Here is a 24,285-nt window from a genome sequence, read left to right on the forward strand (position 1 = left end):
AGCTTATCATAAACAAACATTATGGGATAATGATGAGAAGAATATGTGAAATTGTGAAAAAAGCATGTGATTGTTGACATGCCGCCTTTGTATCCCGTTATAATGACGTTGAGAGGATGTGGAAGACTTTGTCGTACACCATTTATTTAGTGGAAGATGAACAAAACTTAAACGAACTTTTAACCAAATATTTAGAAAGTGAAAATTGGAATGTCTCCTCTTTTTTAACCGGAGAAGCGGCACGCGAAGCAATGAATAAGCCGCCGCATCTATGGATTTTAGATATTATGCTGCCTGATACAGATGGCTACACACTGATTAAAGAAATCAAAGCCGCATCACCTGACGTACCGGTCATTTTCATTTCAGCACGCGACGCTGATATTGATCGTGTCCTCGGTTTAGAGCTGGGAAGCAGTGATTATATTGCGAAACCATTTCTTCCGCGCGAGCTGATCATTCGGGTGCAAAAGCTGCTTGAGCTTGTGTATAAAAACAGCGATACTCCGCAGCAGCAAAGTGTTACACCCGTTTCCTCTTATGTCATTCATGAGGATGTAAGAGAGGTGTATGAAGGAGATCAGCTGATTAACTTAACTTCTAAGGAATTTGACTTGCTGCTTTTATTTACACATCATCAAGGACATGCTTTTTCTCGTGAAGATATTCTCGTCAAAATTTGGGGACACGATTACTTTGGGACAGATCGTGTGGTGGATGACCTTGTCAGACGATTGCGCAAAAAAATGCCCGACTTAAAGGTCGAGACCATCTATGGATTTGGCTATAGGATGCTAAAAGGATGAAGAACAAACCACTCGCTTTTCAAATTTGGATCGTCATCTCTGGTATTTTACTCACCATCTCGATTGTTCTGATCATCCTATTTTCCAATACATTACGAAATTTTTTCACGAATGAGATTTATAAAAATATCGAAAATGAACAGCAGGTGCTCACAGAATATCCGTTGAACCGAGACGGCTCGCCAAAGTCGACACCGGAAAACCGCTCGGTGCAACACATTCTGATTCCGTCAGATGAATTAAACCAAATGGGGCAGTTTTTCCCACACGCCTTTATTGAGAAAATCCAAGCCTTTGTGAAAAAACAAAAAAGCGCAACGAAACGCTATTCTGAAGAGGTGAATGGCCAGCACATCTTTTTTGTCATCAAAAAAGTATCAACAGGCAATACACAATATATTCTTTTGTCTTATGCGCCAGACTCTTATCGAGATGACCTGTCCTTTACGCTGTTTAAACAGCTGATCTTTATCTTGGGCACCGTTATTTTATTAAGCTGGATTCCATCGATTTGGCTCGCCCGCTACTTATCCCGTCCAATCGTTGCGTTTGAAAAACACGTGAAGCGGATTGCACAAGAAGACTGGGACGATCCTGTCATCGTTGACCGGCAAGATGAAATTGGAAAGCTTGGTCATACCATTGAAGAAATGAGACAAAAACTCATTCAAAAGGATGAAACAGAACGGACTCTTTTGCAAAATATATCACATGACTTAAAGACACCTGTCATGGTCATCCGCGGCTATACGCAGTCGATTAAAGATGGTATTTTTCCTAAGGGAGATCTTGAACAAACAGTGGAAGTCATTGAAGGTGAAGCGGAAAAGCTTGAGAAGAAAATCAAGGATTTGCTGTACTTAACAAAGCTTGATTATTTATCAAATCAACACCCTGCACATGCTTCCTTCCTACTCAGTAATACGATGCTGGAAGTGGTCGACCGAATACGCTGGTCGAAAAATGAATTACAGTGGAACGTGGACTTAGATGATGAGGCTGCTCTTGAAGGCGATCCAGAACAATGGAGCAAATTATTTGAAAATGTCCTAGAAAATCAACTTCGCTACGCAAAAAGGAAAATTGATATTCAAATGAAACAGGAAGAGGAACAAATACGCATTGTCATTCGTAATGACGGTCCTCCAATTGAAGAACATATGCTATCCAGCCTATACGAACCTTTTAGTAAGGGAAAAAAGGGCGAATTCGGTATTGGATTAAGCATTGTCAAAAAAATTCTCTCCATGCATCAAGCGTCTATATCAATTGAAAATGATGATCTAGGTGTACGTTATACGATCACGGTACCAAAGAAGAGACTGTAGGTTTTTGACCGCAGTCTTTTTTAGATGAATGAATACCCATTGAAATCACGGTATGTGGCTTTGATTTTCTTGCCAGCTTGATACATCCATTTCTTTTCAATGGTTGTCTCTTTTGGCATTTTGACTTTTTCTACTTGAATTCCTTTTGTTCGCAAGCGTCTTATCATATCATCGATTTCTCTCATGGAACATCATCCTTTCACATTTTTTGACCAGTTGGTCACCTTACTTTATAATATAAAGAATTACACTGTAAAAAACAAGTTACAATCTGATTAATTTTTGAAAACTTTCGTCGTTTATGACCGATAAGTCACATCTCTTTGCGCACGTTTCCTAAGACATTTGTCTCTCGGTAAGAAAGGATGACATTCATATTGAAAAAGAAAGAGAAAATGATCATTGAGGCTGGCATGAAATTGTTTGCCAGTAAAGGCTACAATACAACGTCTGTTCAGGAAATTGCGGATGAATGCCACATGTCAAAGGGTGCTTTTTATCTTTATTTTAAATCAAAGGAAGCACTGCTCATTTCAATCTTACATTACTATTACGATAAGGTATTTACCCGGATCCACGAGGTTCAAACAGAGGGCGGCACACCAAAGGAAGCCTACCGCAAGCAGCTTACTGTCTACTACGATAATATTTTGCAGCAAAAGGATTTTATTAAAATGCAGCTGAGCGATCGAGCACTGCCAATGAATGAAGAAACGCAGCAGCTCGCAAAACAAATCAGACTTGCCACCATTCAGCTGCATATTGATAACATTAAGCAGGTATATGGAGATGCAGCGATTCCTTATATGGCTGATCTTTGTTTGACAATTGAGGGCATGAGTCACGTTTATTTTGAGCTTGCGATTTTATATGATTTTCAGCTGGAGGCTGAGGAGCTAGCCGCAACGATGATTCACCGTATCGATGATTTGATAGGCGGTATGATGGCGCGACATGATCTTCCGCTCATCTCTGTAGATCAAGCGAGCGATTGGTTTGGTCCTATTTATGAACGGTCATTCGACCCGCTGACAGAATCTCTTTTAAAAGAATTAAGAGAGCAGGCTGAAGCACACTATGAGGTGAAAGACGAGCCTGATTTATTTGAAGCACTCGGCATTCTAGAAAATGAATTAAACAAACAGAAACCTAGACAAGTCATCGTGAAAGGCATGCTGCATCAATTAAAATTATACGCACCGCTCCAAACCCACTCTGAATCACTTTTGCGTATTTTGAAAGAGGATCATTTGTAGAACCCAAGGCACAACCTGGGTTTCATTTTTGTCCACATCACGTTCAATGAAAAAAACCAAGGGCAGCCGCCCCTGGTTTTTATTTTGCTTTCGGTGTCACCATTTCTTCTGGTTTCACAAACTCTTCAAACTGCTCTTCTGTTAACAGCTCTAATTGAAGTGCTGCTTCTTTTAACGTTAAACCTTCTTTGTGAGCAAGCTTTGCAATTTTCGCTGCATTTTCATATCCGATGTGCGGGTTAAGTGCCGTCACAAGCATCAATGAATTGTTCAAGTTTTTCTCGATTGTTTCTAGGTTTGGTTCGATTCCAACTGCACACTTGTCATGGAATGAGTTCATACCGTCAGCAAGTAATTCAACTGATTGCAAGAAGTTATAGATGATGACCGGCTTAAATACGTTCAGCTCAAAGTTTCCTTGGCTCGCGGCAAAACCGATTGTTGCGTCATTCCCCATAATTTGTGCTGCGATCATTGTTAAGGCTTCACTTTGAGTTGGGTTGACTTTACCTGGCATAATGGAGCTTCCTGGCTCATTTTCAGGAATGATCAATTCACCAATTCCGCAGCGAGGACCACTTGCCAGCCATCTCACATCGTTGGCAATTTTCATTAAATCAGCTGCAAGTGCTTTTAGGGCACCGTGTGCATACGTAATTTCATCATGGCTTGTCAGCGCATGGAATTTGTTTGGTGAAGAATTGAAATTTTGACCTGTCAGCTTGCTGATTTCCTCAGCGACATATTGACCAAACTCAGGATGTGCGTTAATTCCTGTACCAACAGCTGTTCCGCCAATCGCAAGCTCTCTCATTTTTTCAGTTGATTCTAGAATCATTTCTTTTGAACGGTCCAGCATGTACACCCAGCCGCTAATTTCTTGACCTACTGTCAGTGGAGTTGCGTCTTGCAAATGCGTACGACCGATTTTAACAATCTCTTGATATGCTTTTGCTTTCTCATCAAGAGTCGCTCTTAATTGATCAATCGCAGGCAATAATTTTTTGTACACAGCTAAAACAGCTGCCACGTGCATAGCAGTTGGGAATGTGTCATTTGAGCTTTGGCTACGGTTGACGTCATCATTCGGATGAATGCTGAACTCACTATTTTTATCTTTCAAGTAAGCAGTTGCTCTATTTGCAACGACTTCGTTCATATTCATGTTACTTTGTGTCCCGCTACCTGTTTGCCATACAACAAGCGGGAAATGCTCGTCATACTTTCCGCTGATGATGTCATCACATACAGCAGCAATTGCTTCTGCTTTTTCGCTCTCAAGGTTGCCAAGACGTTCGTTGGCAATCGCTGTGCTACGTTTCAAAATTGCAAACGCATTCACAACTTCCTTTGGCATTTTCTCAGAACCGATTTTGAAATTTTCTTTGCTTCGTTGTGTTTGTGCACCCCAGAACTTGTCCTTTGGCACCTTGATTTCGCCCATTGTATCTTTTTCGATTCTAAATTCTGTCATTATGTATCCCTCCATAGCTTTATACACTCAACTCTATTCTATACAAAAAACCAAAATCCTTTAAGCGTTTTCAATTAAAATTTTATCTTTATTTTAATTTTAGTTCAATATAAACGCGGACATCTTTCGAATATTTGTATTTTGGGTTCGTTTTTCCGTAATCCTTTGATGTATATGTCACTTCATAATGCTTGTCAAACGACTGTAGAATACGGTCAATCTCCTCTTTTGTTCCTGCTAAACGAATTTGTGCCATCTTGTTTCCTCCAAAACCCTCATTCTTTCTTTTACCACAAAATAATGTAACACAGAATATTGTTTTTTCAAGCAGGTAATGCTAAGAAAAAGTTATTTGAGGCGGGTGATCATTTTGAATCAGACTCCATTGAAAGAGCACTTATACGATAATCTCTCCGTCATTCTCCCGCAATTAAAGGAAATGGATGATTTAGTCCATGAGAAAAAAACGCTGCCTCACGGGCAGGTTGTTTACTATTTATACATAAAAGAAATGAACGAAAAGATGGAGATTCAAACCTTTTTAAAGCTGCTTCTCCAAGATCATACGTCTCTTACAAAAGAAAAGTTGGAATCTAATTTATCCATGATGACGACACGTTCGGTGAAGACCTCTGAAGAATTGGTCGATGCGATTTTTGAAGGGCATTGCGTGGTGCTGATTAATGGATTTCAGCATGCGTATATTTTAGAAACGCATGGAACGAAGAAACGCAGTTTAGGGGATTCTACATCTGAAACAGTCGTAAGAGGGCCGAAAGTTGGCTTCATTGAAGATTTAAACACGAACTTAGCTCTCGTGCGACAGCGCTTGAAAAACCCTGACCTCAAAACAGTTAACATGAAGATCGGGGAAAAGAAATACACCCAAGTGACCATCATGTACATTGACGGTATCGTTGAAACCTCTGTTCTAAAAGAGGTAAAAAAACGGCTCAAGCAAGTCACCATTGATGATATACAAGACTCTGGTGTTCTTGAGGAGCTCATTGAAGACAATGTGTATTCTCCTTTTCCGCAAATTCAAAACACAGAACGGCCTGATAAAGTCGCCTCTGCTTTGAACAATGGGCGAGTCGCCATCTTTGTCGATCATTCGCCTTTTGTGTTAATTGTACCTGCTTCGCTCGCGACGATTATGCAATCACCGGATGATTATTATGAAAGATGGATCGCCGCCTCTCTCATTCGTATGCTGCGGTTTACCTCGATCTTTCTGACATTATTTTTATCAGCCATTTATATTGCGCTTGTGTCGTTCCATCAGGGACTTTTACCAACAACTCTGGCTATTTCGATCTCAAGTACAAGAGAAAATGTCCCCTTTCCGCCTATTGTGGAGGCACTCATCATGGAGATGACGATTGAGCTTCTACGGGAAGCCGGCTTAAGGCTGCCAAACCCGCTCGGTCAAACGATCGGACTTGTTGGCGGGGTTGTCATTGGGCAGGCAGCCGTTCAGGCTCATATTGTGAGCTCAATCATGGTGATTATCGTCAGTGTGATGGCCCTTGCGTCCTTTACTGTTCCTCAATACGGGATGGGCATGTCCTTTCGTGTGCTCCGCTTTGTGTCCATGTTTGCTGCGGCTACCTTTGGTTTATACGGGATTGTGCTGTTTATGCTCGTACTCCTTACTCATCTCACACGGCAAAAAAGTTTTGGCACACCGTATTTCTCACCAGATTTTGTGTTCAGCTATAAAAACGAGGACAATTCCATTATTCGATTGCCCTTAAAAAATCAACAGAAAGGAGAACGAGATGGTCAATCATAAAGAGTCGATATCAAGCTATCAGGCAAGTGCCATTATTGCAAATACAACACTAGGCGCAAGTATGATGATTCTGCCACGTTCAATGGCTCAGGCTGCGGCTACACCTGATGGCTGGATTGCACTCTTACTTACGAGTGTCATTTACATTGTGTTTATTTTTGCAAATGTCCTGATGATGAAAAAAGTCCCCTTCTCCTCATATTATGATTATACGAATGAGGGACTTGGAAAATGGATTGGCGCGCTTGCCAATCTTTTGATTATTATTTATTTTCTTGGCGTTGCCAGCTATGAAGTACGGGCTATGTCAGAAATGGTCAAATTCTTTCTGCTTCAAAACACGCCAGTAGCCGTGACAATGATCAGCTTTATTGTAGTTGGGTTTTATTTGGTGATTGGCGGAATTGGTGATTTAGCCCGGCTTTTCCCTTTTATACTGATTGTGACGCTCATCATCTTATTTGTCGCTTATGGGCTTAGTCTCCAAGAATTTAAGTTAGATAACCTCCGTCCCGTTTTAGGAGAGGGGTTCTCCCCTGTCTTCAATTCCTTGAATGCATCTGCCATATCGTTTGTCGGCATTGAAATGATACTGTTTATGCCTGCTTATCTGAACACACAAAAACACACCTTTGCTTATGGGACAGTCGGCTTTTTGATTCCTGCGATTATTTATATTTTCACTTATATGATGGTGATTGGTGCGCTGACTGTTAAAGAAACGGCGACTTTGACTTGGCCGACCATTGCCTTATTTCAATCATTTGATATTCAGGGGATTTTTATTGAACGAATTGACTCCTTTTTGCTTATCGTTTGGCTGATTCAGCTTTATACAAGCTTTGTCGGATATACATTTTTTGCTGCAATCGGGGTGTCTAAACTGACCAAGTTTCCTAAAAAAGTGGTCCTTGTTTTAATGGGAATTGTGATTTACTTTGCAGCGATTTTTCCAAAGGATGTCGATACAGTGCGAAATTATTTAACCTATGTGAACAACCTCTTTTTCCTGCTGTTCGGCATTCTCCCGTTTCTCTTATTTATCATCGTATTTTTCAAAAGGAGGCGGAACACAACATGAAAAAGAAAGCAGCTGTTGCTCTTTTGACGCTAGTTCTATTAAGTGGTTGCTGGGATAGCACAAATATTGAGGAGCTTAACATGGCGATTGGATTTGCAGTAGACAAAGGGGACCAAGGGAATAAATTAAAGGTATCTATGCAAGTCCTCGTTCCTCAAAAGATCTCTCAGGAATCAAACATCAAAGACCCTACGAAAATCATTGAAACAAACGGGGATTCTGTGCATCAAATATTCCGCACAACGGCGCTGAAAAGCCATCGCATTTTCGCACAGCAGCTACGGGTGTTTTTGTTTTCTGAGGAACTCATCAATGAGAATGATTTCGACCTCGTCATTAATCAATTCATTCGAGACAATGAAACGAGGAGAGGAGGCCTCGTCTTTATGACCTCTAAGAATCCTGGAGACATGCTGAAAATCAATGACGACGGACAGCCAGCCTCTACGATCTTATACGATCTTTCTGAGAATAGAAAATCGACCATTCGCATGTTTAAGACTAGCTCATTAGGAGATATTTCTTCTGCCATGCAAAACAATGTATCTTTCGCTATTCCGAAAGTCAGCGTCGATCAAGGAAAATTAATGATCGATGGAGCCTCTATTATTAAGAATAAGCGATTTCTCACCAATATCTCTCCGTTAGCAGTACAGTCATATAATCTGTTAACTGGAGACGGACTGGGTGGAGTCATTGAATTTGAATATGAACACAGCATCTACTCTTTTGAGATTTTCAAACTCAAGCACCATATTAAAACCAATAAATCAGCCAGCGGAAAATATCAATTTGATGTGTCAGTGGAACTTGATGGACGATTGTCTGAGGATTGGAATGAACGTGAAAACGCTTTTAATGAAAAGTATCTCAGAGAAATCGAAGGCGTTGTCAAGCGTCGAATAGAGACAAGCGTTAAAGATTTCATCGGTGAATTACAGCACGAGATCAAAGCAGATATTTGCGGATTCTATCAAAAGGCGAGTATTGCCTACCCGAAAGATTTTCGAAAAGAGGCAAAACATTGGGATGAAATTTTTAGTGAATCAGATATTCGTTACAAAGCAAATGTGAAAATCCGTGACTTCGGGACTAAGGGCGCAACACAATCCTTATAGAGTATGTTAAAATGGTAAGAAAAAAAGGGTGTCAATCATGAAACGAGCTTTACTTTCGGCCGGCATTCTATTTTTGATTCTAGGAATACTCCTGTTAGTCGTTGTATTCATGCAATCAAAAGAAGATTTCTTCATTGAAGCCGACAGCTTTTCGAGCACATTTTTGATCGTGATTTATTATGGACAAACCCCTGCGCTCCTTCTTGTTGGAGGCGGTATATTCGTCGGACTTTCACAGATCATTGGTTTGCAAGAGAAAAAGGCAGCATTGGCAAAGGAGAGCGTAAAGCTATTATCCGAGATGAAGAAAGCCCTAGAAGACAAATCGGCCGAGGAGCAGGAGGCTTTTCCAGTTCCTGAGCTCCATCAACTATCCGAACGTCCGATCACAGGACAGAAGGACTAAATTTACGCATGTTCTAGCAGCTTTCTTTTGAAAGCTGTTTTTTTATTTTATTGAATCAGCTTATGACGATGCGCATACACAGCCGCTTGCGTCCGGTCTTCTACATCGAGTTTGGAAAGAATGTTTGTAATATGTGTCTTCACTGTTTTAATTGTAATAAATAGTTCCTCAGCAATGACCTTATTCGATTTCCCATCGGCAATCAGCTTCAAGATTTCCATTTCCCTTGCTGTTAATGCATCATGAAGGATCGATCCATTTGAGGAATGACGAAGTTTATTCATCACCTTTCCAGCTACTTTTGATTCTAGTCTTGGTTCGCCGATACTTGCAGACCGAATGGCATCTGCAATTTCTCCTGCCTTGGATGTTTTTAATAAATAACTTAAAGCACCTGCTTCAATCACTGGATAAACTTTATCATCGTCAATAAAGCTCGTCAGAACGATAATTCGAGCATCTTCAATTTCCTGACAAATTCTTTTCGTTGCTTCGATGCCATCCATGCCTTCCATGACAAGATCCATTAAAATGACATCTGGCCTTAATTCAACTGCGAGCTCTACACCTTTTTGTCCATCTGACGCTTCACCAATGACTTCAATATCAGCCTGTGCCTCTAAAAAAGCAGCAAGCCCCATTCTCACCATTTCGTGATCGTCGATTAAAAGCACTCGAATCATCGAACGTTCTCTCCTTTTCCTTCATCAAAAATGGGAACCTTCACATCAATTTGTGTTCCTTTTCCCTCAAATGACATAATCTCTGCGACACCGCCTACTTCACTTGTTCTTTCACGAATTGATTCCAGTCCGTAGGAGGCCGTCTTCACATGATCGGTTTGAAAGCCGATCCCATTGTCGATAATCTTCAGCTGCACCTGCCGATTTCGAATGAGCAGACGAACCGTCACCTTTGTCGCCTTTGCATGCCTGAATACATTTGACAGGGCTTCCTGTACAATTCGGAAGAGGTGATCCTCTACTCCTTTTGAGAGCGGAACATCATCTTCTATTTCCCAATCAATATCAATCGGCTGTTTTGCTTGAAATTCATTTAGGAGCTCAATCAAGCCCTTTTTCAAGTCTTTTCCTTCAAGGGTGATCGGTCTGAGATGAAGCAAAAGCGCACGCATTTCATTTTGTGCATCGCCAGCCATTCGTTCGACTAGGCGCATTTGCTTTAAAATCTTTTCATCCTTTTCCTTCATGACTTCAAGAATCGCAGAGGTCATCATCGAGATCGCAAATAACTGCTGGCTAACCGCATCATGCAGTTCTCGTGCTAAACGCTGACGTTCTTCTGAGACGACCGACTTTTTCATTTGCACCTGCCATTCTGCCCGCTCATTCGAGAGCTTTTGCAAAGAGGCTACTTGACCTTCCACTCGTTTCGCCATTTCATTTAATTGATCAGCCGCTAAGCCAATTTCATCGTCGCCAAGAGACGGCAGTCTGTATGCAAAGTTCCCATTTTCAAACTTTAAAATCGACTCTACAAGCTGATCAAGACGCTTTTTATGCTGATAGCCAAATACATGTGAGGCAGAAAACCCAATGGCAAGACTAATGATCAGTAAAATACAAAAAAAACGGGATGCCAAACCAGCGGGTAGAGAGGAGAATCATCGGATCAAGCTGATAATAAAAAAACATGGGCAGCATCGTCATGATGACAACACCAAGCGAGATCCCTACTCCAAGACGAATAGATTGCCACTGGATACCTAGATGGAGTTTCCTCATAAGTATCTCACATCCACATCTCCGATCAGTAAAGAGATGGAGATTTTCACTTTTCGTTTGCTCTCATCGTAATTGTCTGTCATCACATACACTTTACTGCCGAATCCGCTTCTTTTTTCATCAATAATTTTCATATCACCAATGGCAGCTGAAGCACTCACACATACTTCAATATCCTGCGGTACGAAAATATCCACATCTCCGATGAGCCCGCTTATCACGATCGTGCTCTCTTCTTCTGCGATGATGGCCTTTGATAAGTCGATTTTGACATCCCCGATAAACCCTGAAATCGTCAAATCACTTAATTGAAACGGCTTTTTCATCAGCCTGACTTCACCGATAAAAAAGTCATGCTCCTTGCGCGGCTTTGTCTGGCTCTTTGTTTTCTTTTGCTCGCCCTCTTTTTCAAGATTGACTTTCAATGAAGGCTTATCGCTCTCCGGTGCTTCCTTTTTATCGACATCAAAAACAGGTTTGTTTTTCAATAAGCGATAGCCGGCATATATCAAAAAGGCCGCAAATAAATATCCTGTGAGACTAAATGTAATATTGAGCAGGAATTTTAAAAAGAGAAAGCCGGCAAAAATATAGGAAACTGAACCGAGCCAACGTTTGGATCTTGAGTGCAGCCAATAGCCCGCAAGCGCAAAAAACACAGGCCAAAACAAATCGGCTCCGATCCCAATAATTTTGAGAAATAGATTAATACCAAAAATCACGACAATGATGCCTAAAATTTGATTCCTTGAAAAACGCAGTTGACTCGCCTCCTTCCTTTGTTTCGTTCATTACCGCAGCTTTAAGTTTCCGCTTGTCATTTCAATATCGACTAAGTGTGTCCCTTTTCCCCGCGTGCCTGTAAAGCCTCGACCTTCACTATCTGCTTGATCAAAGTGATAGGTGTGATCGACACTTCCACTTGTTTTTTTCACTTGGACATTAAAATCTCCTTCATCCGGCAGGTTAAATTTTGCGCTGCCTGATGTCATGTGAAAAGAGACAGGTGATTCAATGGTATCAAAACTTGCCGTCAATCTACCACTTGTCATTTCTAGCTGCATTTCGCCTTTGACATCTTTAATATCGGCACGCCCTGAGGTTGCTCCAATATCGCTATTTTTCGCATCGATGTGAGACACAGAGAGTCTGCCAGATGTCGCTTTGATTTCGACATTGTTTGCTGAGAAATTCTCGGCATTGAGGTTTCCGCTTGTTGATTTGAGGATCACATCTTCAAGTGCCAGCTTCCCTTCGCCGTCCATCTCACTGACCCCGCTTCCACCCGTAATCTTCACATTTTTATGATAATCTGTTGGCATTTTGACTAAGAGTTCTCCTTTTTCAAATGAAGTGAAAAACAAGAATCCTTTATTTTCAGCACGGATTTTAAATGTACTGCCTGTTTGTTCCGCATACATTTTCCCTTTTCCACCTACGACCATCACGGAAATATCGGAACGATTTTCAGGTTTTACCTTCACGCGAAATCCAGAAAGAGAAATATCTAATTGATCAATTTCATCTTTTTTCGCTGAAGCTGTTGTGACTGCTTTTTCACGGGAGAAACTCAAATGAAAGAGATTTTCGTTTTTGAAAAGCATCCCAATCATTAAAAAGACACCTACAAGTATACAAATTAGACCGATTAACCGCTTCATTCATACCATCCCTTTATCTTCTGACCTTTTCATTATAAGGAAAAGCGAAACAGAAAGAAATCAAATATCGGAAGAAAAATCCTGCTTTTCTTCCGATCTGCCATTGATTTCTTAGTTTGCTTGCTGCTGCTCAGGCTTCTTCTCCAGCTTGAGCTTCTGCCATTCTTTTTCAACCTCATCAGCATAGTCTAGATGAGCATATGCTCCTTGATCCTCAAATTGTGTATAGCTGCCCGCTTTTGTCTCCATTTCTTCGATACGGTTCTCCATTCGAAGAAATTCTTTATATGCACTTTCACTATCTACTTTATTCATAGATTCGTTCATATGCTGCTTTGCCTGTGCGGCATTTGCTCTTGCTATGAGTGCCTGCTTCTTGTCTTTAATATCACGCAGCTTCGTTTCTAACTGTTGCAATTGCTCTTTTAGCTCTTTTAATTGTTTCACAGATTGCTGATAAGCTTCCTGATATTCCTGATGCTTTTCTTCAAAATACTTCATTTCTGTGAGCGCTTTTCGTGCTAATTCTTCTTCTCCTGCATGAAATGCCAGCTCAGCCTGCTTCTTTCTTTTATCAGCAAATGCTTCCGTCTCTTCTGCTTTGCGCAGGAAGCCTTGTTGAATCGTTTGCTGTTTGATGATCGCATGTTTCGCTTTGGCAATATCGTCCTCCATATCACGAACGTACTGATTCAGCATGACACGTGGATTCTCCATTTTATCTAAGCCCTCATTGACCGTTGCAACAAACATATCTCTCATTCTTCTAAATACCATTTGAATTTCCTCCTCTTATTTTTTCTTTAAAAAATCTTCCCATTCTTGATCAAATGACGTATGCATAGGTTCTTCCATTTTCGGTGACGTGTTTGGCTCCATATATGATCTACTTGATGATTCTTTTGCCTGTTTACCATTGATCATCGTCCAGCCGAAGTAGAGAAGCCCCCCAGATAGTGCGATTCCAAGGATAAATGGCAGAGCTTGCACAACGAACATGACACCAATGACTGCTAGAATGACGCCGAAGGTTTTACTGCCTTTTTCATATTTCTTTACACCTACATAGATGAGCCACGCCCCAATCAGAATTGGGATCAGCCCTCCTAGTGAGCCACCGAAGAAGATGGATAGACCGACAAACATTAAAATCGAACCGATGATGGTTTTACTTGTTATTTTCATCTTCATGCCTCCTTTCTTACTCCTTGCTTTTACTATAGTCAAAAAAGAAAGCTGGCAAAACGTGTCGCAGATTGATCTTTCATTGCGACCAGAGTCGTAACTTCGCTCAGACTGAGCGGTAGAATCAAACAAAAAACACTCTTCGAAAAGAAGAGTGTCCAGATTGTGGACAAAGCCGCTAACTTATTTGCTATTTTTAGCTCTTGTGGGTGCTAAACGTATGGTAGAATCACAGAATAAGTGGTATTTAGATCAAGTCAAAGGCAGGTGTCGTACATTGATAAATAGAGATCAACTAGCTGATCTATTTGCTAGTCATTCTTTTCACATACAAGAAATCTATCGTTTAGTTATCCAGCCCCATAGTACATTAAGTGAGTTTAAGACAGAAAGTGCTGGCTTTCTTTTAAGCATTCGCGGGGAAGCTAGACTGAATATCAATGGGAAGAGCTACGATTTGCAGCCAGGGTCCGTCATGCATGTAACACCAGGATGCCAGCTGGCCCTGCAGGTGATCAGTCAATCAGAATACGAGTACCATTCACTTTTCTATCATTTGAATTGTGATAAGGAATCTGACTGTGACACTGCTTTCAAGCTGGAAACGGGAGCAAATCCGAGAATCATTGAATTACTCACCATGCTCCACCAAAATGTTCATGCACCTGGCGGGATGGGAAAACTTCGAGTCAAGGAATTATTTTTGCGCATCCTATATCAAATGCTAATGGGCTGTAAGCAGAAAGAGAGCTCTCCTAATGAAAGGATCATCGAGGAAGCCGTCGCTTATATTAGAGGGCAATATATGAATCCATTAACACTCCAGGATCTCGCTGAACTGTGCGATATGAATCCTAAAAGCTTCTCATACTTTTTCCATAAATATACCGGACTTCACCCAATTGACTATGTCATCCAGTATCGTATGGAAAGAGCGCGTGAAATACTAAAAGCAGGTAATATTCCCATCCGTGATGTTTCTATGACTGTCGGCTATCCCAATCCGCTATATTTTAGCAGACTATTTAAAAAGAAATTCGGAGTGCCGCCTAGCGCATATACCGCTAAATAAATCTGTAGTATTTCTCCTCAAAACAATGGATGCTAGCCTCATTCCTTAAAGAGTTTCTTCAGCTCTCTATGAAACAATCAGCCTAACTCCTCAGAAATAGATCATCCCTCTTTTGTCAGCCCTGATTAGATAATAATGCATATGATATTCGTTATTTGTGTATTCGCATTTCACGAGGTCCTTGCTATACTAGTCGATGATAATGATTATCAATATCAATTATTGCTGAGGATATACAAAGTGACTCAGCAACGACAGGGAGGCAGATGATATGAACAAAAAAAGGCAGCTTTGTATTGGGTTGTCCTTGTCAGCGACCTGGCTGAAGGGAAAAGGATGGCGGCATCCGAGCAGCATGGTAGAACACTTATTCTCAACCAACTTCTACGTCGAGCTGGCAAAGATTGCAGAGATGGCCAAGCTTGACTTTCTTTTTAAGCCGGATGCACTCGTGCTCAACATAGAGTCATTGGATCACTCCCCTGGCTTTGGCGGTCTTGACCCAACGGTTCTGCTTGCTTCGATTGCTCATGAGACGGATCGAATCGGACTTGTTTCAACCGCCTCGACTACGTTCAACCCTCCCTATGTAGTGGCGAGACAGCTTCAGTCCTTGCATTGGATCAGCAATGGGCGTGCCGGCTGGAATATTGTCACTTCGATCGACGGAGCCGAAAATTTTAGCCATTCACCCATGCCAACCTCAGAAGAACGATATAAGAAGGCGATGGAATTTACGGATGTTGTACGCAAGCTTTGGGAGAGCTATCCAAATGAGGCGCTGCTCATCAATCGGACGACAGGACAGTTTACTGACAGGGAGAGAATTTCTTCTATTCAACATGAGGGGCATTTCTTTCATATTAAGGGTCCGCTCAATGTGCCGGCCCATCCGTCAGGAACCATTCCTTTGTTTCAGGCAGGTGCTTCGGAAATGGGGCGGGATTTTGCCGCTTCAACCGCAGATGCGATGTTTGCAGCAACCCCAGATATTGCCTCAGGCATTGAATTACGGAAAGACATGAGGAGAAGAGCATGCAAGCATGGCCGCCAGGCGGATGATATCCGTGTACTGCCTGGCTTGTACTTTTTTTTAGGAAAAACACGTGACGAGGCACATGAAATGTATCGAGAGGCGCATTCCCATCTAAGCACTGCACAAGGTTATGCAGCGATTCAATCGATTCTAGGTCTCGATATTCGTCACCTCCCCTTAGATCAACCCGTTCCTACCGATATGCTGCAAGGAATTGATGAGCAGGTACGCAGTCAAACCCATGCTGATTTGCTGCGCAGGTTGATTGTACAAACGCAGCCTACCGTAAGAGAACTACTCTCTAGGCCTGAGGTCATTGAGTCTGCACACTGGGTGATCGTGGGAACAGCTCATGATGCACAGGGAGAAATAACCAGATGGTTTGAAACGGGTGCTTTAGACGGATTCATTGCTCTTCCGGGCTCAGTACAATCACTAGAATTATTTTTTGACGAATTGGTCCCCTTACTCGTCCAACATGGCTTGTTTAGGAGTGAATATACAGGGTCCACCTTGCGTGAGCATCTGGGGATGAAATAAAGCACGACCACAATAGACAGTTTGAGAGGAGTTTTAGAAAGATGAATAAAAAATTAATGATCATCGGCTTCATTTCCTTATTGATGCTGATCATGGTGGCATGCGGAGGAGGAGACAAGCCTAAGCAATCAACTACAGTCTCCGGAAGCAAAAATGCCGGAATTGAAGATTCAGGAGATACTGCTACGAAAACAATAGAGTATCTTGGGAAAAAGTATACCCTCCCGAAAAAAACCGAAAAAATCGTCATTACTGGGGCGATGGAAGCAATGGAAGATGCCGTTGTACTTGATGTTCATCCAGCAGGGGCAATATCAGTAGGAGGGAAATTCCCGAAAATATTTGCTTCAATCACAAGCGATTCCGAATCAATCGGTGAAAAACAGCAGCCGAATTTTGAGAAAATATTAAAATTGAAACCTGACGTTATTTTAGGCTCCTCTAAATTTCAACAAGTCGTATTAAACAAGTTAGAGAAAATTGCTCCGACCATTCCAATATCCCATATCGCGACAAATTGGGAGGCTAATTTAGAGCTAATGGCCGATTTAACAGGGAAACAGAAGAAAGCAAACAAAATCCTCACTCAATACAAAACAGATGTCAAAGACGCAAAAGCATCGTTAAAGGAGAAGCTCAAGGATAAAAAAGTAGCCATCATTCGAATTCGGGGAGCACAAGCCTTCGTATATCCAGAAGATGTGTATTTTAATCCTGTCTTGTATAAAGAATTGGATCTCACAGTTCCTCAACCGGTTAGCTTAGCAAAAACGCAAGAAGCAATCTCTGTCGAGCAGCTAGGGGAAATGAATCCGGATTATTTATTTGTACAATTTTCTACGGATGAAAATCAAGAGGCACAACAAGCATTTGATGACATGAAAAAGAATCCTGTTATTCAAAACATGACGGCCTTTAAAAAGGATCAGGTTTATATCAATGTGGTTCACCCACTCCTTGAAGGAGGACCTGCTTATAGCCGCATCCAATTTTTAGAAGCCTTGCAGCAGCAATTAGAAAATAAATGAGACTGCTGAAATCATGTGGCTGTTCCAAAACGATGCCCCATCGTCATTTTAAAAAATAAATGAAGCAAAAGAAGCGAGGCGAAGTGTACGATGCAGGACATGGAAGTATATGATGTAACGATTATTGGCGGAGGACCTGCTGGATTGTTTTCCGCTTTTTATAGCGGATTGCGTGAAATGAAAACGAAGCTGATTGAATTCCAGCCATTCCTTGGAGGGAAGGTTCATGTTTATCCGGAAAAGATGATCTGGGATATAGGAGGACTAACACCTGTTCCAGGCTCGCAGCTAATTGATCAAATTGTTGCTCAAGGACTGACGTTTGAACCAAAGGTCGTACTCGGAGAAAAGGTTACCTCTCTTTCTCAAGACGAAAGAGGTCACTTTGTTCTCCACACCGCGTCAAATCAAAAACATTACTCCAAAACCGTCATTTTAGCTGTTGGAGGAGGTATCCTCAAGCCGATTAAATTGGATATTGAGGGTGCAGAACGATTCGAGGTTCAAAATTTGCATTATACGGTCAAATCCCTTGCACGCTTTAAAGATAAAACCGTGTTGATCTCAGGAGGTGGTAATTCAGCCATTGACTGGGCGAATGAGCTGGAGCCGATTGCCAAGCAAGTGTATTTGACCTATCGGAAAGAAGCCTTAAAAGGACACGAAGCCCAAATATCGCACCTTAAAAACAGCTCTGTCCAATTCCTGCTTCATACATCGATTGAAAAGCTCATCGCAGCAGACGATCATGAGCGGATTAAAACGGTTGTCCTCAAAAATAATCAGGACGATGCCTTATTTGATCTAGCCATAGATGAAGTCATTATCAATCATGGATACGAGCGAGACAAAGAATTACTTGCGAATAGTACCATTAAACTAGAGCAGAAGGATTACTGGATTGCAGGAACTCCACTGAGTGAGACGTCAGTCCGAGGCATTTACGCTGCAGGCGATATTTTGCATCATGAAGGAAAATTGCATTTGATTGCTGGCGCTTTCCAGGATGCTGCGAATGCGGTAAACCAAGCCAAGCAATATGTAATGCCTGATGCAAGCGCTCGTGGAATGGTTTCTTCGCATAATGACATATTTATTCAAAAAAACAAAGAGCTGATGAAGCATTTGTATACGAAATAAAGCGTTCATTGAACAAGCAAGACTTGTAATCCCTTCTGCGCTTACAGAAGGAAAACGTTTAGCACTCTTCTCATTCGAAGAGTGCTTTTTCTTATTTAGAACGAAATACGTTTGCACTTCGTTCATATTCAACATCCGCTTCACCGAGCCGATGATTCACGATTCGGGCGGCTGCAAATAAATAGTCAGAGAGCCGGTTTACATATGTGAGCGCAACTGCTGGAATCTCCTCCTGCTTCGCAAGCGTCACCATATGCCGCTCTGCTCTTCTGACGACTGTCCGCGCCACATGTAAGAGAGCTGCGCCTTCCTGGCCGCCCGGTAAAATAAACTTCGTGAGAGGCGCGGCTTCTTCTACATAGTCATCCATTCTTTGCTCAAGGACTGCTACAGACGCTTCAGTTAATTTACCTTCTTTCGGTGGTTTGACTACTGCCAAATCACCGCCGCAGTCAAACAGCTCGTGCTGTATCACAATCAGCTCTGACAAAATGTCTTGAAACAATTCGCCATGCTGACGTAAATGTGCATGTGCGAGTCCAATGAAGCTATTCGCCTCATCTAACATGCCGTACGCCTCTACTCTCACATCATCCTTATCGGCTCTCCCGCCGATCAAGCCTGTTTGACCTTGATCCCCTGTTTTTGTATAAAGTTTCATTGGTGTTCCTCCTTTTCTTTTGCTTTGTCCTTTTAGTATAACCTGAAGTGAAAAGGATGTATTTGTTTAACTAAAGTACTGTGATCGCATCATAAACAAAAAGCGAACCATTTGGTTCACTTTTAAATGGCATTCAATGAATAAAGAAGAAGGTGCACTTTCTGCTTTAATCTTTCATGTAAATGCTCATCACCTTCTGTTTCCTGCATACCCGCAGCAGCGATACAAAGATGATGAATGGACATCCTCGTCTCCTGTTTTATCATGTGGACAAGCTGCCCCATAAGCTGAACAGACGATCCGTCTGATATAGACTCTTTCAATACAAGCCAAATGGTCAGCTCTTCTTGATGACGCATACCGTAAAGCACCATGTCGTCGTCTGTGTCTTCAGCAGCAAATTGTTTTGGTCCACTCGTTAGGTTATAAAACAATAGTCCCTCACGATCATCCAACTCGTCACGAAGCATGTCACTTCCCGTTCCGAGAGACCTTTTCCAAAAGAAGCCGCCCTTTTTCTGATGTGAGGAAAGGATGCGGAGCGGCTGTTTGAGGGAAAACGTCATTCCTTCTCCTCCATACGTTTTCCACCCATCCGCTAACTTTGCATTTGATGCTACAGAAGCCCCCGCAGGTTCAATGATCAGCTGAGGATTTGCCCTTCGCGGGTGTTGGAGCGGTGTTACATCTGTTTCATACACACGGTTGATTCGCTCAGGCGTCAAGACGTGATGCGGCAGCCCTACTATTTCCGTCTTTCCTTCACCAAGCAGCAGCAGCCGATCACAATACAAACTGGCGATGTTCACATCATGAAACACACCGATCACCGTTAGCCTAGAGGAAGTGGTCTCTTCTTTAATTAAATCAAGCAAATCCTTTTGATAGGCCAAATCAAGAAAACTGGTTGGTTCATCCAGCAATAAATATTCAGGCTGCTGGGCTAATGCCTGTGCCAAGTACACACGCTGCTGTTCTCCCCCGCTTAGCTCATGAATAGATTGATTCTTAAACTGTGCAACATCCGTTTGTTCCATTACTTTGTTTACGATTCGCATATCCTCTTGGGTAACAGATTGTAGCCATCCTTTTTGATATGGATAACGACCGAATTGAACCGTTTCTTCCACTGTAAATGAGAAGGCTTGGTCCGTTTTCTGCGGTAGAACAGCCATTTTTTGCGCAAGCGCCTTTGGACGATAGGATTGAATCAGTTGACCGCTCAGGCGTACTTCACCACTATCAGGTTCCAGCAACCCAGAGATCATTTTAAGCAAGGTCGACTTCCCGCTTCCATTTGGACCAAGTATACCGAGAAATTCCCCTTGATTTACCTCAAAACTGATGCCACGTATGACCTCTTTCTCTCCATATCCACCTTTGATTTCCTTCACTTGAATCATAGATGCGTCCCTCCTCTGTATTTACGGATGAGGATGATGCCGAATACAGGGGCACCAATTAACGCTGTGATGATGCCGATCGGTAATTCAGTCGGCTCAATGATCGTACGTGATAACACGTCTGCTAAAACGAGAAAGGAAGCGCCATTCAGCATAGACAAAGGCAGGAGGTGCCGGTGGTCTGTGATCGCTAAGAGGCGAATAAAATGCGGAATCACAAGTCCCACAAACCCAATTGTCCCTGACACTGCTACTGCACTACCAGTCAGAATCGATCCAGCAAGCAGCACGATATATTTGCTCCTTTTCACATGTACACCTAATAGCTTTGCCTTCTCCTCGCCATACGTCATGACATTCAAATCTCGCCCCATCAGCATTAATGCAAAGGTCCCAATCAGAAAGAAAGGAAGGAAAAGCACAATATAGCGCCAGCCCCTCATGGACACACTCCCAAGAAGCCAATGAATAATCTCTTTTAAATCATCACCCGTTAAGGCAATCATCAATGATATAAGCGCTCCCAAAAAAGAACTGAAAATCACCCCTGTTAAAATTAAAGAGGAGATGCTCATCCCCCGATGGACAAGACGCGCAAAAAAGAGGACGAGACATAGGGTCACAAGCGCTGTTGTCATACTGAAAAAAGGCAGTGTGAAACTGCCGAGCAAAGGGAGCTGCAAACTGAAAAATAGGGTCGCGACGGCTCCAACTGATGCCCCTTGTGATACACCCAGTGTATATGGGTCAGCAAGAGGATTTTTTAATAAACCTTGAAATGCTGCACCAGATAACGCCAGCGCTGCTCCGACTAATGCCGCTAATATCACTCTCGGCAGCCGGATATTCATCATAATATTGCGATCAATTGAATCTATTGTGCCTATCTGCACACCGAATAGTTCATGAACAAATATACGGAGAATAGAAGGAATGGGAATCCCTAAGCTTCCAAAGGAGATTCCCATTCCAATGCTCACCACAAGAAGTAAAGCACTTAGTGTGTATGCGATGATGAATTTATTTGAACGTGTCAGGATAGATGCTTTTCGCAAGAGCCTCGACTCCTTCAACCAATCGCGGTCCCGGTCTTGATGCGAGATCCGTATTCAATTGAAAGACTTGTTTTTCCTTCACTGCTTTGATCGCATTCCAGCCGTCTCTCTTTTTCAGATCAGCTAAGCTGGAACCATCAATTGTGACGATTACGTCAGGGTTTCGTTTGATAATCGATTCTTCTGTCATTTGCACCCAGCCAGTTTGATCACCAGCAGCATTTTTCGCATGGATAACAGAAAGCATTTCATCCATAAATGTATGAGTACCTGTTGTATAAATTTCAGGCGTACCTGAAACTTCAACAAAGACTGTTTTTTGTTTGTCTTTCGAGATCGCCTCTGCTTGTTTCTTGATGTGATTCAATTTTGCTTTCATCTCGTCTACAAGCTTTGTTGATGCTTCTTTTGCACCTGTTGCTTCACCGATCGTATTGATCGATTTGTACACATCCTTAAAGGAAGTGGCATCATTTACAGTCAGTACTTGAATTCCTGCATCCTCTAGCTGTTTAAATCCCTCTTTTGATCCCATCTGCGAGGCATGAGCTAGTACAAGATCAGGCTTTAAGGAAATCACCTTCTCGACATTGAATTCAAGTCCGCCAATCTTCTCTACCTTTTCAACTTCCTTTGGATAATTGTCAAAATCAGATCGTCCAACCATTTTATCTCCAAGACCAAGCGCATAGGCAACCTCTGTATTACTTGGAATTAATGAGACAATACGTTTAGGCTGTTCTTTGATTTCGACTGTTTTACCAGCTGCATCTTTAATCGAGACAGGAAATGCCGCAGCCGCTGTTTCGTTATTTTGTGAACTCTTTGCTTTATGGTCTGTTTCAGCACCTGCACATCCTGCTAAAACACCCATCACAAGCAATAGCGATAGCCAAATGGCCGTTAACTTTTTCATGAATGAACCCCCTGATTTATGTACTGCTTGACGAAAGCTCTTCCGTCAATTCTTTTCTAATTTCGGGAATATTATACTACAGTGCAGTTAGGTTGTATATGTGATTTCTAAAAGCGTCTTTTTCGTTCTGATAAAAGAAAAACAGCCTCTAATAAGACTGTTTTACGCCCATCTATTTATTAATTTGTTCCCCATTGATGACAACTTTCTGAAAAGAAGGCGCTACTGCATTCTCCAAAGAAAGTGGATACGTCACATGGTCTATGACACAATTTTTCATGTTGAAGTTTGTCACGGGGGAATGTGAGTAGGCGGCTATTTTCACACCATATCGTCCGCCGCTGCTTTTCAGTCCTTCCACTTGAATATGACGTACAACAGGACGATGTGGACCCGCATCCCCTTCCTCATACATCATGTCGATACAGACCACTTCATGCTTTAAGCTTTTGACTGTGTTGTTTTTAAAGTAAATATGTTCAATGGTACCGCCTCTGACAGAGTTGGTTTTAATCCGCAGTGCCCGGTCAAGGTTCGGACTATCCATGACATTATTCTCTGCATAGATATACCTTACCCCGCCAGAGATTTCACTCCCAATCGTCACTCCGCCGTGTCCATCACGCATCTCATTTCTACGAATAACAATGTTTTCAGATGGAATCCCTATTCTCCGTCCGTCCTCGTTCCTTCCAGATTTGATGGCAATACAATCGTCGCCATTATCAAAATAACAATCTTCAATGAGCACATTCCGGCAAGACTCCGGATTGACACCATCTGTGTTTGGTCCATGCCCGATAATATGAACTCCACGGACAATCACAAGTTCACTTAGTACAGGGTGAATTTGCCACATCGGTGAATCCTTCACTGTCACTCCCTCAATAAGAACTTGCTGACATTGGTAGGGCTGGATAAAGCTTGATCTTAAATAATGCCCTTCTCCAAACACTCTTTCTTCTACTGGTATTCTCTTTTCAGCCATGTCAAATAGAAGCTGACGATCCCGATCTTGAGAAGGCTGGCCATTCGTGCCATATTTCCAAGGCCACCAATGATGCTCATCTCCTCTGCCATCAAGCGTTCCAGCTCCTGTAATGGCGATGTTTTCTGCATGGTGTGCATAAATGAGAGGTGAATAATTATAAAGCTCAACCCCTTCATATCTTGTCAGTACAAGCGGCAGATAATCCTTTCGGTTTTGGCTGAATGCCACATACGCTTTCTCATGCAAATGCAGCTCTACATGACTCTTCAATTCTAGCGCACCTGTCACAAACGTCCCTTCTGGAATCAGCACACGTCCCCCTTTCAAACGGTGCGCATCATCAATGGCAGACTGGATAGCATCTGTTGAAAGCTCGGTTCCTTTTGCATCTGCCCCATAATGAACCACATTAAATTCACGATCAGGGAACAGTGGTGCTTTTATCTGCTTTAACACTTGATCGATTCCGTTTGCTTCTTTGTCTTTCTTCCCTTGCCTTGCTAAACGAGTGAGTCCGATTCCTGTGAGTACCGTTCCTGCTGTGATATACATCAAATCCCGTTTTCTAGACACATTCTCATCCCCCAG

At 42.1% G+C, this 24,285-nt stretch carries 24 protein-coding genes and 1 pseudogene; 11 read left to right on the top strand and 14 right to left on the bottom strand.

Annotation, left to right across the window (positions count from 1 at the left end):
• Positions 1 to 128 precede the first annotated feature (128 nt).
• Entirely contained in the window at positions 129 to 806 is a 678-nt protein-coding gene (locus CKW02_RS16275) for a response regulator transcription factor (RefSeq protein ID WP_003212732.1), read from the top strand.
• Positions 803 to 2,134: a sensor histidine kinase gene (locus CKW02_RS16280; RefSeq protein WP_003213777.1), complete on the top strand. Its 1,332-nt coding sequence runs from the start codon at positions 803 to 805 to the stop codon at positions 2,132 to 2,134. The genes CKW02_RS16275 and CKW02_RS16280 overlap by 4 nt, the downstream gene beginning before the upstream one ends.
• A gap of 20 nt (positions 2,135 to 2,154) precedes the next feature.
• On the opposite strand, the gene spxO is transcribed toward CKW02_RS16280, so the two are convergent.
• A complete protein-coding gene (spxO, locus tag CKW02_RS20355; protein WP_003212782.1) occupies positions 2,155 to 2,319 on the bottom strand; it encodes an anti-adapter protein SpxO in 165 nt (54 codons plus the stop codon).
• Between the two features lie 192 nt (positions 2,320 to 2,511).
• Here spxO and CKW02_RS16290 point away from each other — a divergent pair, with 192 nt between their 5' ends.
• Complete coding sequence (locus tag CKW02_RS16290; protein WP_003212684.1) at positions 2,512 to 3,390, top strand: TetR/AcrR family transcriptional regulator; 879 nt, start codon at positions 2,512 to 2,514, stop codon at positions 3,388 to 3,390.
• A 79-nt stretch (positions 3,391 to 3,469) separates the two neighbouring features.
• Here the strand turns inward: CKW02_RS16290 and fumC are convergent, their stop codons facing one another.
• Together fumC and CKW02_RS16300 are read right to left on the bottom strand one after the other, a co-directional pair.
• Entirely contained in the window at positions 3,470 to 4,864 is a 1,395-nt protein-coding gene (fumC, locus tag CKW02_RS16295; RefSeq protein WP_003213304.1) for a class II fumarate hydratase, read from the bottom strand.
• A gap of 88 nt (positions 4,865 to 4,952) precedes the next feature.
• Positions 4,953 to 5,120 carry a YvzF family protein gene (locus CKW02_RS16300; protein WP_003213147.1) on the bottom strand — a complete coding sequence of 56 codons (168 nt, stop codon included), beginning with the start codon at positions 5,118 to 5,120 and terminating at the stop codon, positions 4,953 to 4,955.
• Positions 5,121 to 5,234: 114 nt separating this feature from the next.
• Here CKW02_RS16300 and CKW02_RS16305 point away from each other — a divergent pair, with 114 nt between their 5' ends.
• From CKW02_RS16305 to CKW02_RS16320, 4 genes are read left to right on the top strand one after another with little or no spacing between them, the layout of a single operon-like run.
• Positions 5,235 to 6,659: a spore germination protein gene (locus CKW02_RS16305; protein WP_034620118.1), complete on the top strand. Its 1,425-nt coding sequence runs from the start codon at positions 5,235 to 5,237 to the stop codon at positions 6,657 to 6,659.
• A complete protein-coding gene (locus CKW02_RS16310; protein ID WP_095117877.1) occupies positions 6,646 to 7,740 on the top strand; it encodes a GerAB/ArcD/ProY family transporter in 1,095 nt (364 codons plus the stop codon). The genes CKW02_RS16305 and CKW02_RS16310 overlap by 14 nt, the downstream gene beginning before the upstream one ends.
• Positions 7,737 to 8,858: a Ger(x)C family spore germination protein gene (locus CKW02_RS16315; protein WP_095117879.1), complete on the top strand. Its 1,122-nt coding sequence runs from the start codon at positions 7,737 to 7,739 to the stop codon at positions 8,856 to 8,858. Before CKW02_RS16310 ends, CKW02_RS16315 begins: the two co-directional genes overlap by 4 nt.
• A gap of 37 nt (positions 8,859 to 8,895) precedes the next feature.
• The gene (locus CKW02_RS16320) at positions 8,896 to 9,264 is read left to right on the top strand and encodes a hypothetical protein (RefSeq protein WP_003212877.1); all 369 of its coding nucleotides are present in this window, start codon (positions 8,896 to 8,898) and stop codon (positions 9,262 to 9,264) included.
• A gap of 47 nt (positions 9,265 to 9,311) precedes the next feature.
• Here the strand turns inward: CKW02_RS16320 and CKW02_RS16325 are convergent, their stop codons facing one another.
• From CKW02_RS16325 to CKW02_RS16350, 6 genes and pseudogenes are all read right to left on the bottom strand, one after another.
• Positions 9,312 to 9,947 (bottom strand): two-component system response regulator LiaR, encoded by a 636-nt coding sequence (locus CKW02_RS16325; RefSeq protein WP_003213157.1) that lies wholly within the window; start codon positions 9,945 to 9,947, stop codon positions 9,312 to 9,314.
• Positions 9,944 to 11,009, bottom strand: a pseudogene (gene liaS, locus CKW02_RS16330) (two-component system sensor histidine kinase LiaS). Before liaS ends, CKW02_RS16325 begins: the two are co-directional and overlap by 4 nt.
• Positions 11,006 to 11,770, bottom strand: a complete 765-nt coding sequence (liaF, locus tag CKW02_RS16335) for a cell wall-active antibiotics response protein LiaF (protein WP_034620120.1) — start codon at positions 11,768 to 11,770, stop codon at positions 11,006 to 11,008. Before liaF ends, liaS begins: the two are co-directional and overlap by 4 nt.
• Before the next feature lie 30 nt (positions 11,771 to 11,800).
• On the bottom strand, positions 11,801 to 12,670 hold the full coding sequence (gene liaG / locus CKW02_RS16340; RefSeq protein WP_003213634.1) for a LiaG family protein: 870 nt from the start codon (positions 12,668 to 12,670) through the stop codon (positions 11,801 to 11,803).
• Positions 12,671 to 12,781: 111 nt separating this feature from the next.
• Positions 12,782 to 13,447, bottom strand: a complete 666-nt coding sequence (gene liaH / locus CKW02_RS16345) for a stress responsive protein LiaH (RefSeq protein WP_003213665.1) — start codon at positions 13,445 to 13,447, stop codon at positions 12,782 to 12,784.
• A 15-nt stretch (positions 13,448 to 13,462) separates the two neighbouring features.
• Complete coding sequence (locus tag CKW02_RS16350) at positions 13,463 to 13,855, bottom strand: hypothetical protein (protein ID WP_003213314.1); 393 nt, start codon at positions 13,853 to 13,855, stop codon at positions 13,463 to 13,465.
• 220 nt (positions 13,856 to 14,075) lie between these two features.
• Between CKW02_RS16350 and CKW02_RS16355 the strand changes: the two genes are divergently transcribed.
• The 4 genes from CKW02_RS16355 (at position 14,076) to CKW02_RS16370 (ending at position 18,671) form a co-directional block, all read left to right on the top strand.
• Entirely contained in the window at positions 14,076 to 14,927 is an 852-nt protein-coding gene (locus tag CKW02_RS16355) for an AraC family transcriptional regulator (RefSeq protein WP_308218251.1), read from the top strand.
• 271 nt (positions 14,928 to 15,198) lie between these two features.
• Positions 15,199 to 16,503, top strand: a complete 1,305-nt coding sequence (locus CKW02_RS16360; RefSeq protein ID WP_003213381.1) for an NtaA/DmoA family FMN-dependent monooxygenase — start codon at positions 15,199 to 15,201, stop codon at positions 16,501 to 16,503.
• 41 nt (positions 16,504 to 16,544) lie between these two features.
• The gene (locus CKW02_RS16365) at positions 16,545 to 17,531 is read left to right on the top strand and encodes an ABC transporter substrate-binding protein (RefSeq protein ID WP_003213289.1); all 987 of its coding nucleotides are present in this window, start codon (positions 16,545 to 16,547) and stop codon (positions 17,529 to 17,531) included.
• A 90-nt stretch (positions 17,532 to 17,621) separates the two neighbouring features.
• Positions 17,622 to 18,671, top strand: a complete 1,050-nt coding sequence (locus tag CKW02_RS16370) for an NAD(P)/FAD-dependent oxidoreductase (RefSeq protein WP_003213117.1) — start codon at positions 17,622 to 17,624, stop codon at positions 18,669 to 18,671.
• 91 nt (positions 18,672 to 18,762) lie between these two features.
• Here the strand turns inward: CKW02_RS16370 and CKW02_RS16375 are convergent, their stop codons facing one another.
• The 5 genes from CKW02_RS16375 to CKW02_RS16395 all read right to left on the bottom strand — a co-directional run bounded on the left by CKW02_RS16375 (position 18,763) and on the right by CKW02_RS16395 (position 24,270).
• Positions 18,763 to 19,332 (bottom strand): cob(I)yrinic acid a,c-diamide adenosyltransferase, encoded by a 570-nt coding sequence (locus CKW02_RS16375; protein WP_003212969.1) that lies wholly within the window; start codon positions 19,330 to 19,332, stop codon positions 18,763 to 18,765.
• A gap of 122 nt (positions 19,333 to 19,454) precedes the next feature.
• Positions 19,455 to 20,735: a heme ABC transporter ATP-binding protein gene (locus CKW02_RS16380; RefSeq protein ID WP_003212661.1), complete on the bottom strand. Its 1,281-nt coding sequence runs from the start codon at positions 20,733 to 20,735 to the stop codon at positions 19,455 to 19,457.
• The gene (locus tag CKW02_RS16385; RefSeq protein WP_003212738.1) at positions 20,732 to 21,790 is read right to left on the bottom strand and encodes a FecCD family ABC transporter permease; all 1,059 of its coding nucleotides are present in this window, start codon (positions 21,788 to 21,790) and stop codon (positions 20,732 to 20,734) included. The genes CKW02_RS16380 and CKW02_RS16385 overlap by 4 nt, the downstream gene beginning before the upstream one ends.
• Entirely contained in the window at positions 21,756 to 22,706 is a 951-nt protein-coding gene (locus CKW02_RS16390) for an ABC transporter substrate-binding protein (protein ID WP_003213757.1), read from the bottom strand. The genes CKW02_RS16385 and CKW02_RS16390 overlap by 35 nt, the downstream gene beginning before the upstream one ends.
• A 172-nt stretch (positions 22,707 to 22,878) precedes the next feature.
• A complete protein-coding gene (locus tag CKW02_RS16395; RefSeq protein WP_003213338.1) occupies positions 22,879 to 24,270 on the bottom strand; it encodes a glycoside hydrolase family 28 protein in 1,392 nt (463 codons plus the stop codon).
• Positions 24,271 to 24,285: the final 15 nt, after the last annotated feature.

The organism is Bacillus pumilus (assembly GCF_900186955.1).
Classification (GTDB): domain Bacteria; phylum Bacillota; class Bacilli; order Bacillales; family Bacillaceae; genus Bacillus; species Bacillus pumilus.

What these genes read in the sequence shown, in the direction of transcription:
- CKW02_RS16325 (WP_003213157.1), bottom strand. Translation starts at nt 9,947, where the DNA reads ATGATTCGAGTGCTTTTAATCGACGATCACGAAATGGTGAGAATGGGG.
- CKW02_RS16320 (WP_003212877.1), top strand. Translation starts at nt 8,896, where the DNA reads ATGAAACGAGCTTTACTTTCGGCCGGCATTCTATTTTTGATTCTAGGA.
- spxO (WP_003212782.1), bottom strand. Translation starts at nt 2,319, where the DNA reads ATGAGAGAAATCGATGATATGATAAGACGCTTGCGAACAAAAGGAATT.
- CKW02_RS16355 (WP_308218251.1), top strand. Translation starts at nt 14,076, where the DNA reads ATGGTAGAATCACAGAATAAGTGGTATTTAGATCAAGTCAAAGGCAGG.
- CKW02_RS16370 (WP_003213117.1), top strand. Translation starts at nt 17,622, where the DNA reads ATGCAGGACATGGAAGTATATGATGTAACGATTATTGGCGGAGGACCT.
- fumC (WP_003213304.1), bottom strand. Translation starts at nt 4,864, where the DNA reads ATGACAGAATTTAGAATCGAAAAAGATACAATGGGCGAAATCAAGGTG.
- CKW02_RS16360 (WP_003213381.1), top strand. Translation starts at nt 15,199, where the DNA reads ATGAACAAAAAAAGGCAGCTTTGTATTGGGTTGTCCTTGTCAGCGACC.
- CKW02_RS16300 (WP_003213147.1), bottom strand. Translation starts at nt 5,120, where the DNA reads ATGGCACAAATTCGTTTAGCAGGAACAAAAGAGGAGATTGACCGTATT.
- CKW02_RS16315 (WP_095117879.1), top strand. Translation starts at nt 7,737, where the DNA reads ATGAAAAAGAAAGCAGCTGTTGCTCTTTTGACGCTAGTTCTATTAAGT.
- liaH (WP_003213665.1), bottom strand. Translation starts at nt 13,447, where the DNA reads ATGGTATTTAGAAGAATGAGAGATATGTTTGTTGCAACGGTCAATGAG.
- CKW02_RS16280 (WP_003213777.1), top strand. Translation starts at nt 803, where the DNA reads ATGAAGAACAAACCACTCGCTTTTCAAATTTGGATCGTCATCTCTGGT.
- CKW02_RS16310 (WP_095117877.1), top strand. Translation starts at nt 6,646, where the DNA reads ATGGTCAATCATAAAGAGTCGATATCAAGCTATCAGGCAAGTGCCATT.
- CKW02_RS16365 (WP_003213289.1), top strand. Translation starts at nt 16,545, where the DNA reads ATGAATAAAAAATTAATGATCATCGGCTTCATTTCCTTATTGATGCTG.
- liaG (WP_003213634.1), bottom strand. Translation starts at nt 12,670, where the DNA reads ATGAAGCGGTTAATCGGTCTAATTTGTATACTTGTAGGTGTCTTTTTA.
- CKW02_RS16375 (WP_003212969.1), bottom strand. Translation starts at nt 19,332, where the DNA reads ATGAAACTTTATACAAAAACAGGGGATCAAGGTCAAACAGGCTTGATC.
- CKW02_RS16380 (WP_003212661.1), bottom strand. Translation starts at nt 20,735, where the DNA reads ATGATTCAAGTGAAGGAAATCAAAGGTGGATATGGAGAGAAAGAGGTC.
- CKW02_RS16350 (WP_003213314.1), bottom strand. Translation starts at nt 13,855, where the DNA reads ATGAAAATAACAAGTAAAACCATCATCGGTTCGATTTTAATGTTTGTC.
- CKW02_RS16390 (WP_003213757.1), bottom strand. Translation starts at nt 22,706, where the DNA reads ATGAAAAAGTTAACGGCCATTTGGCTATCGCTATTGCTTGTGATGGGT.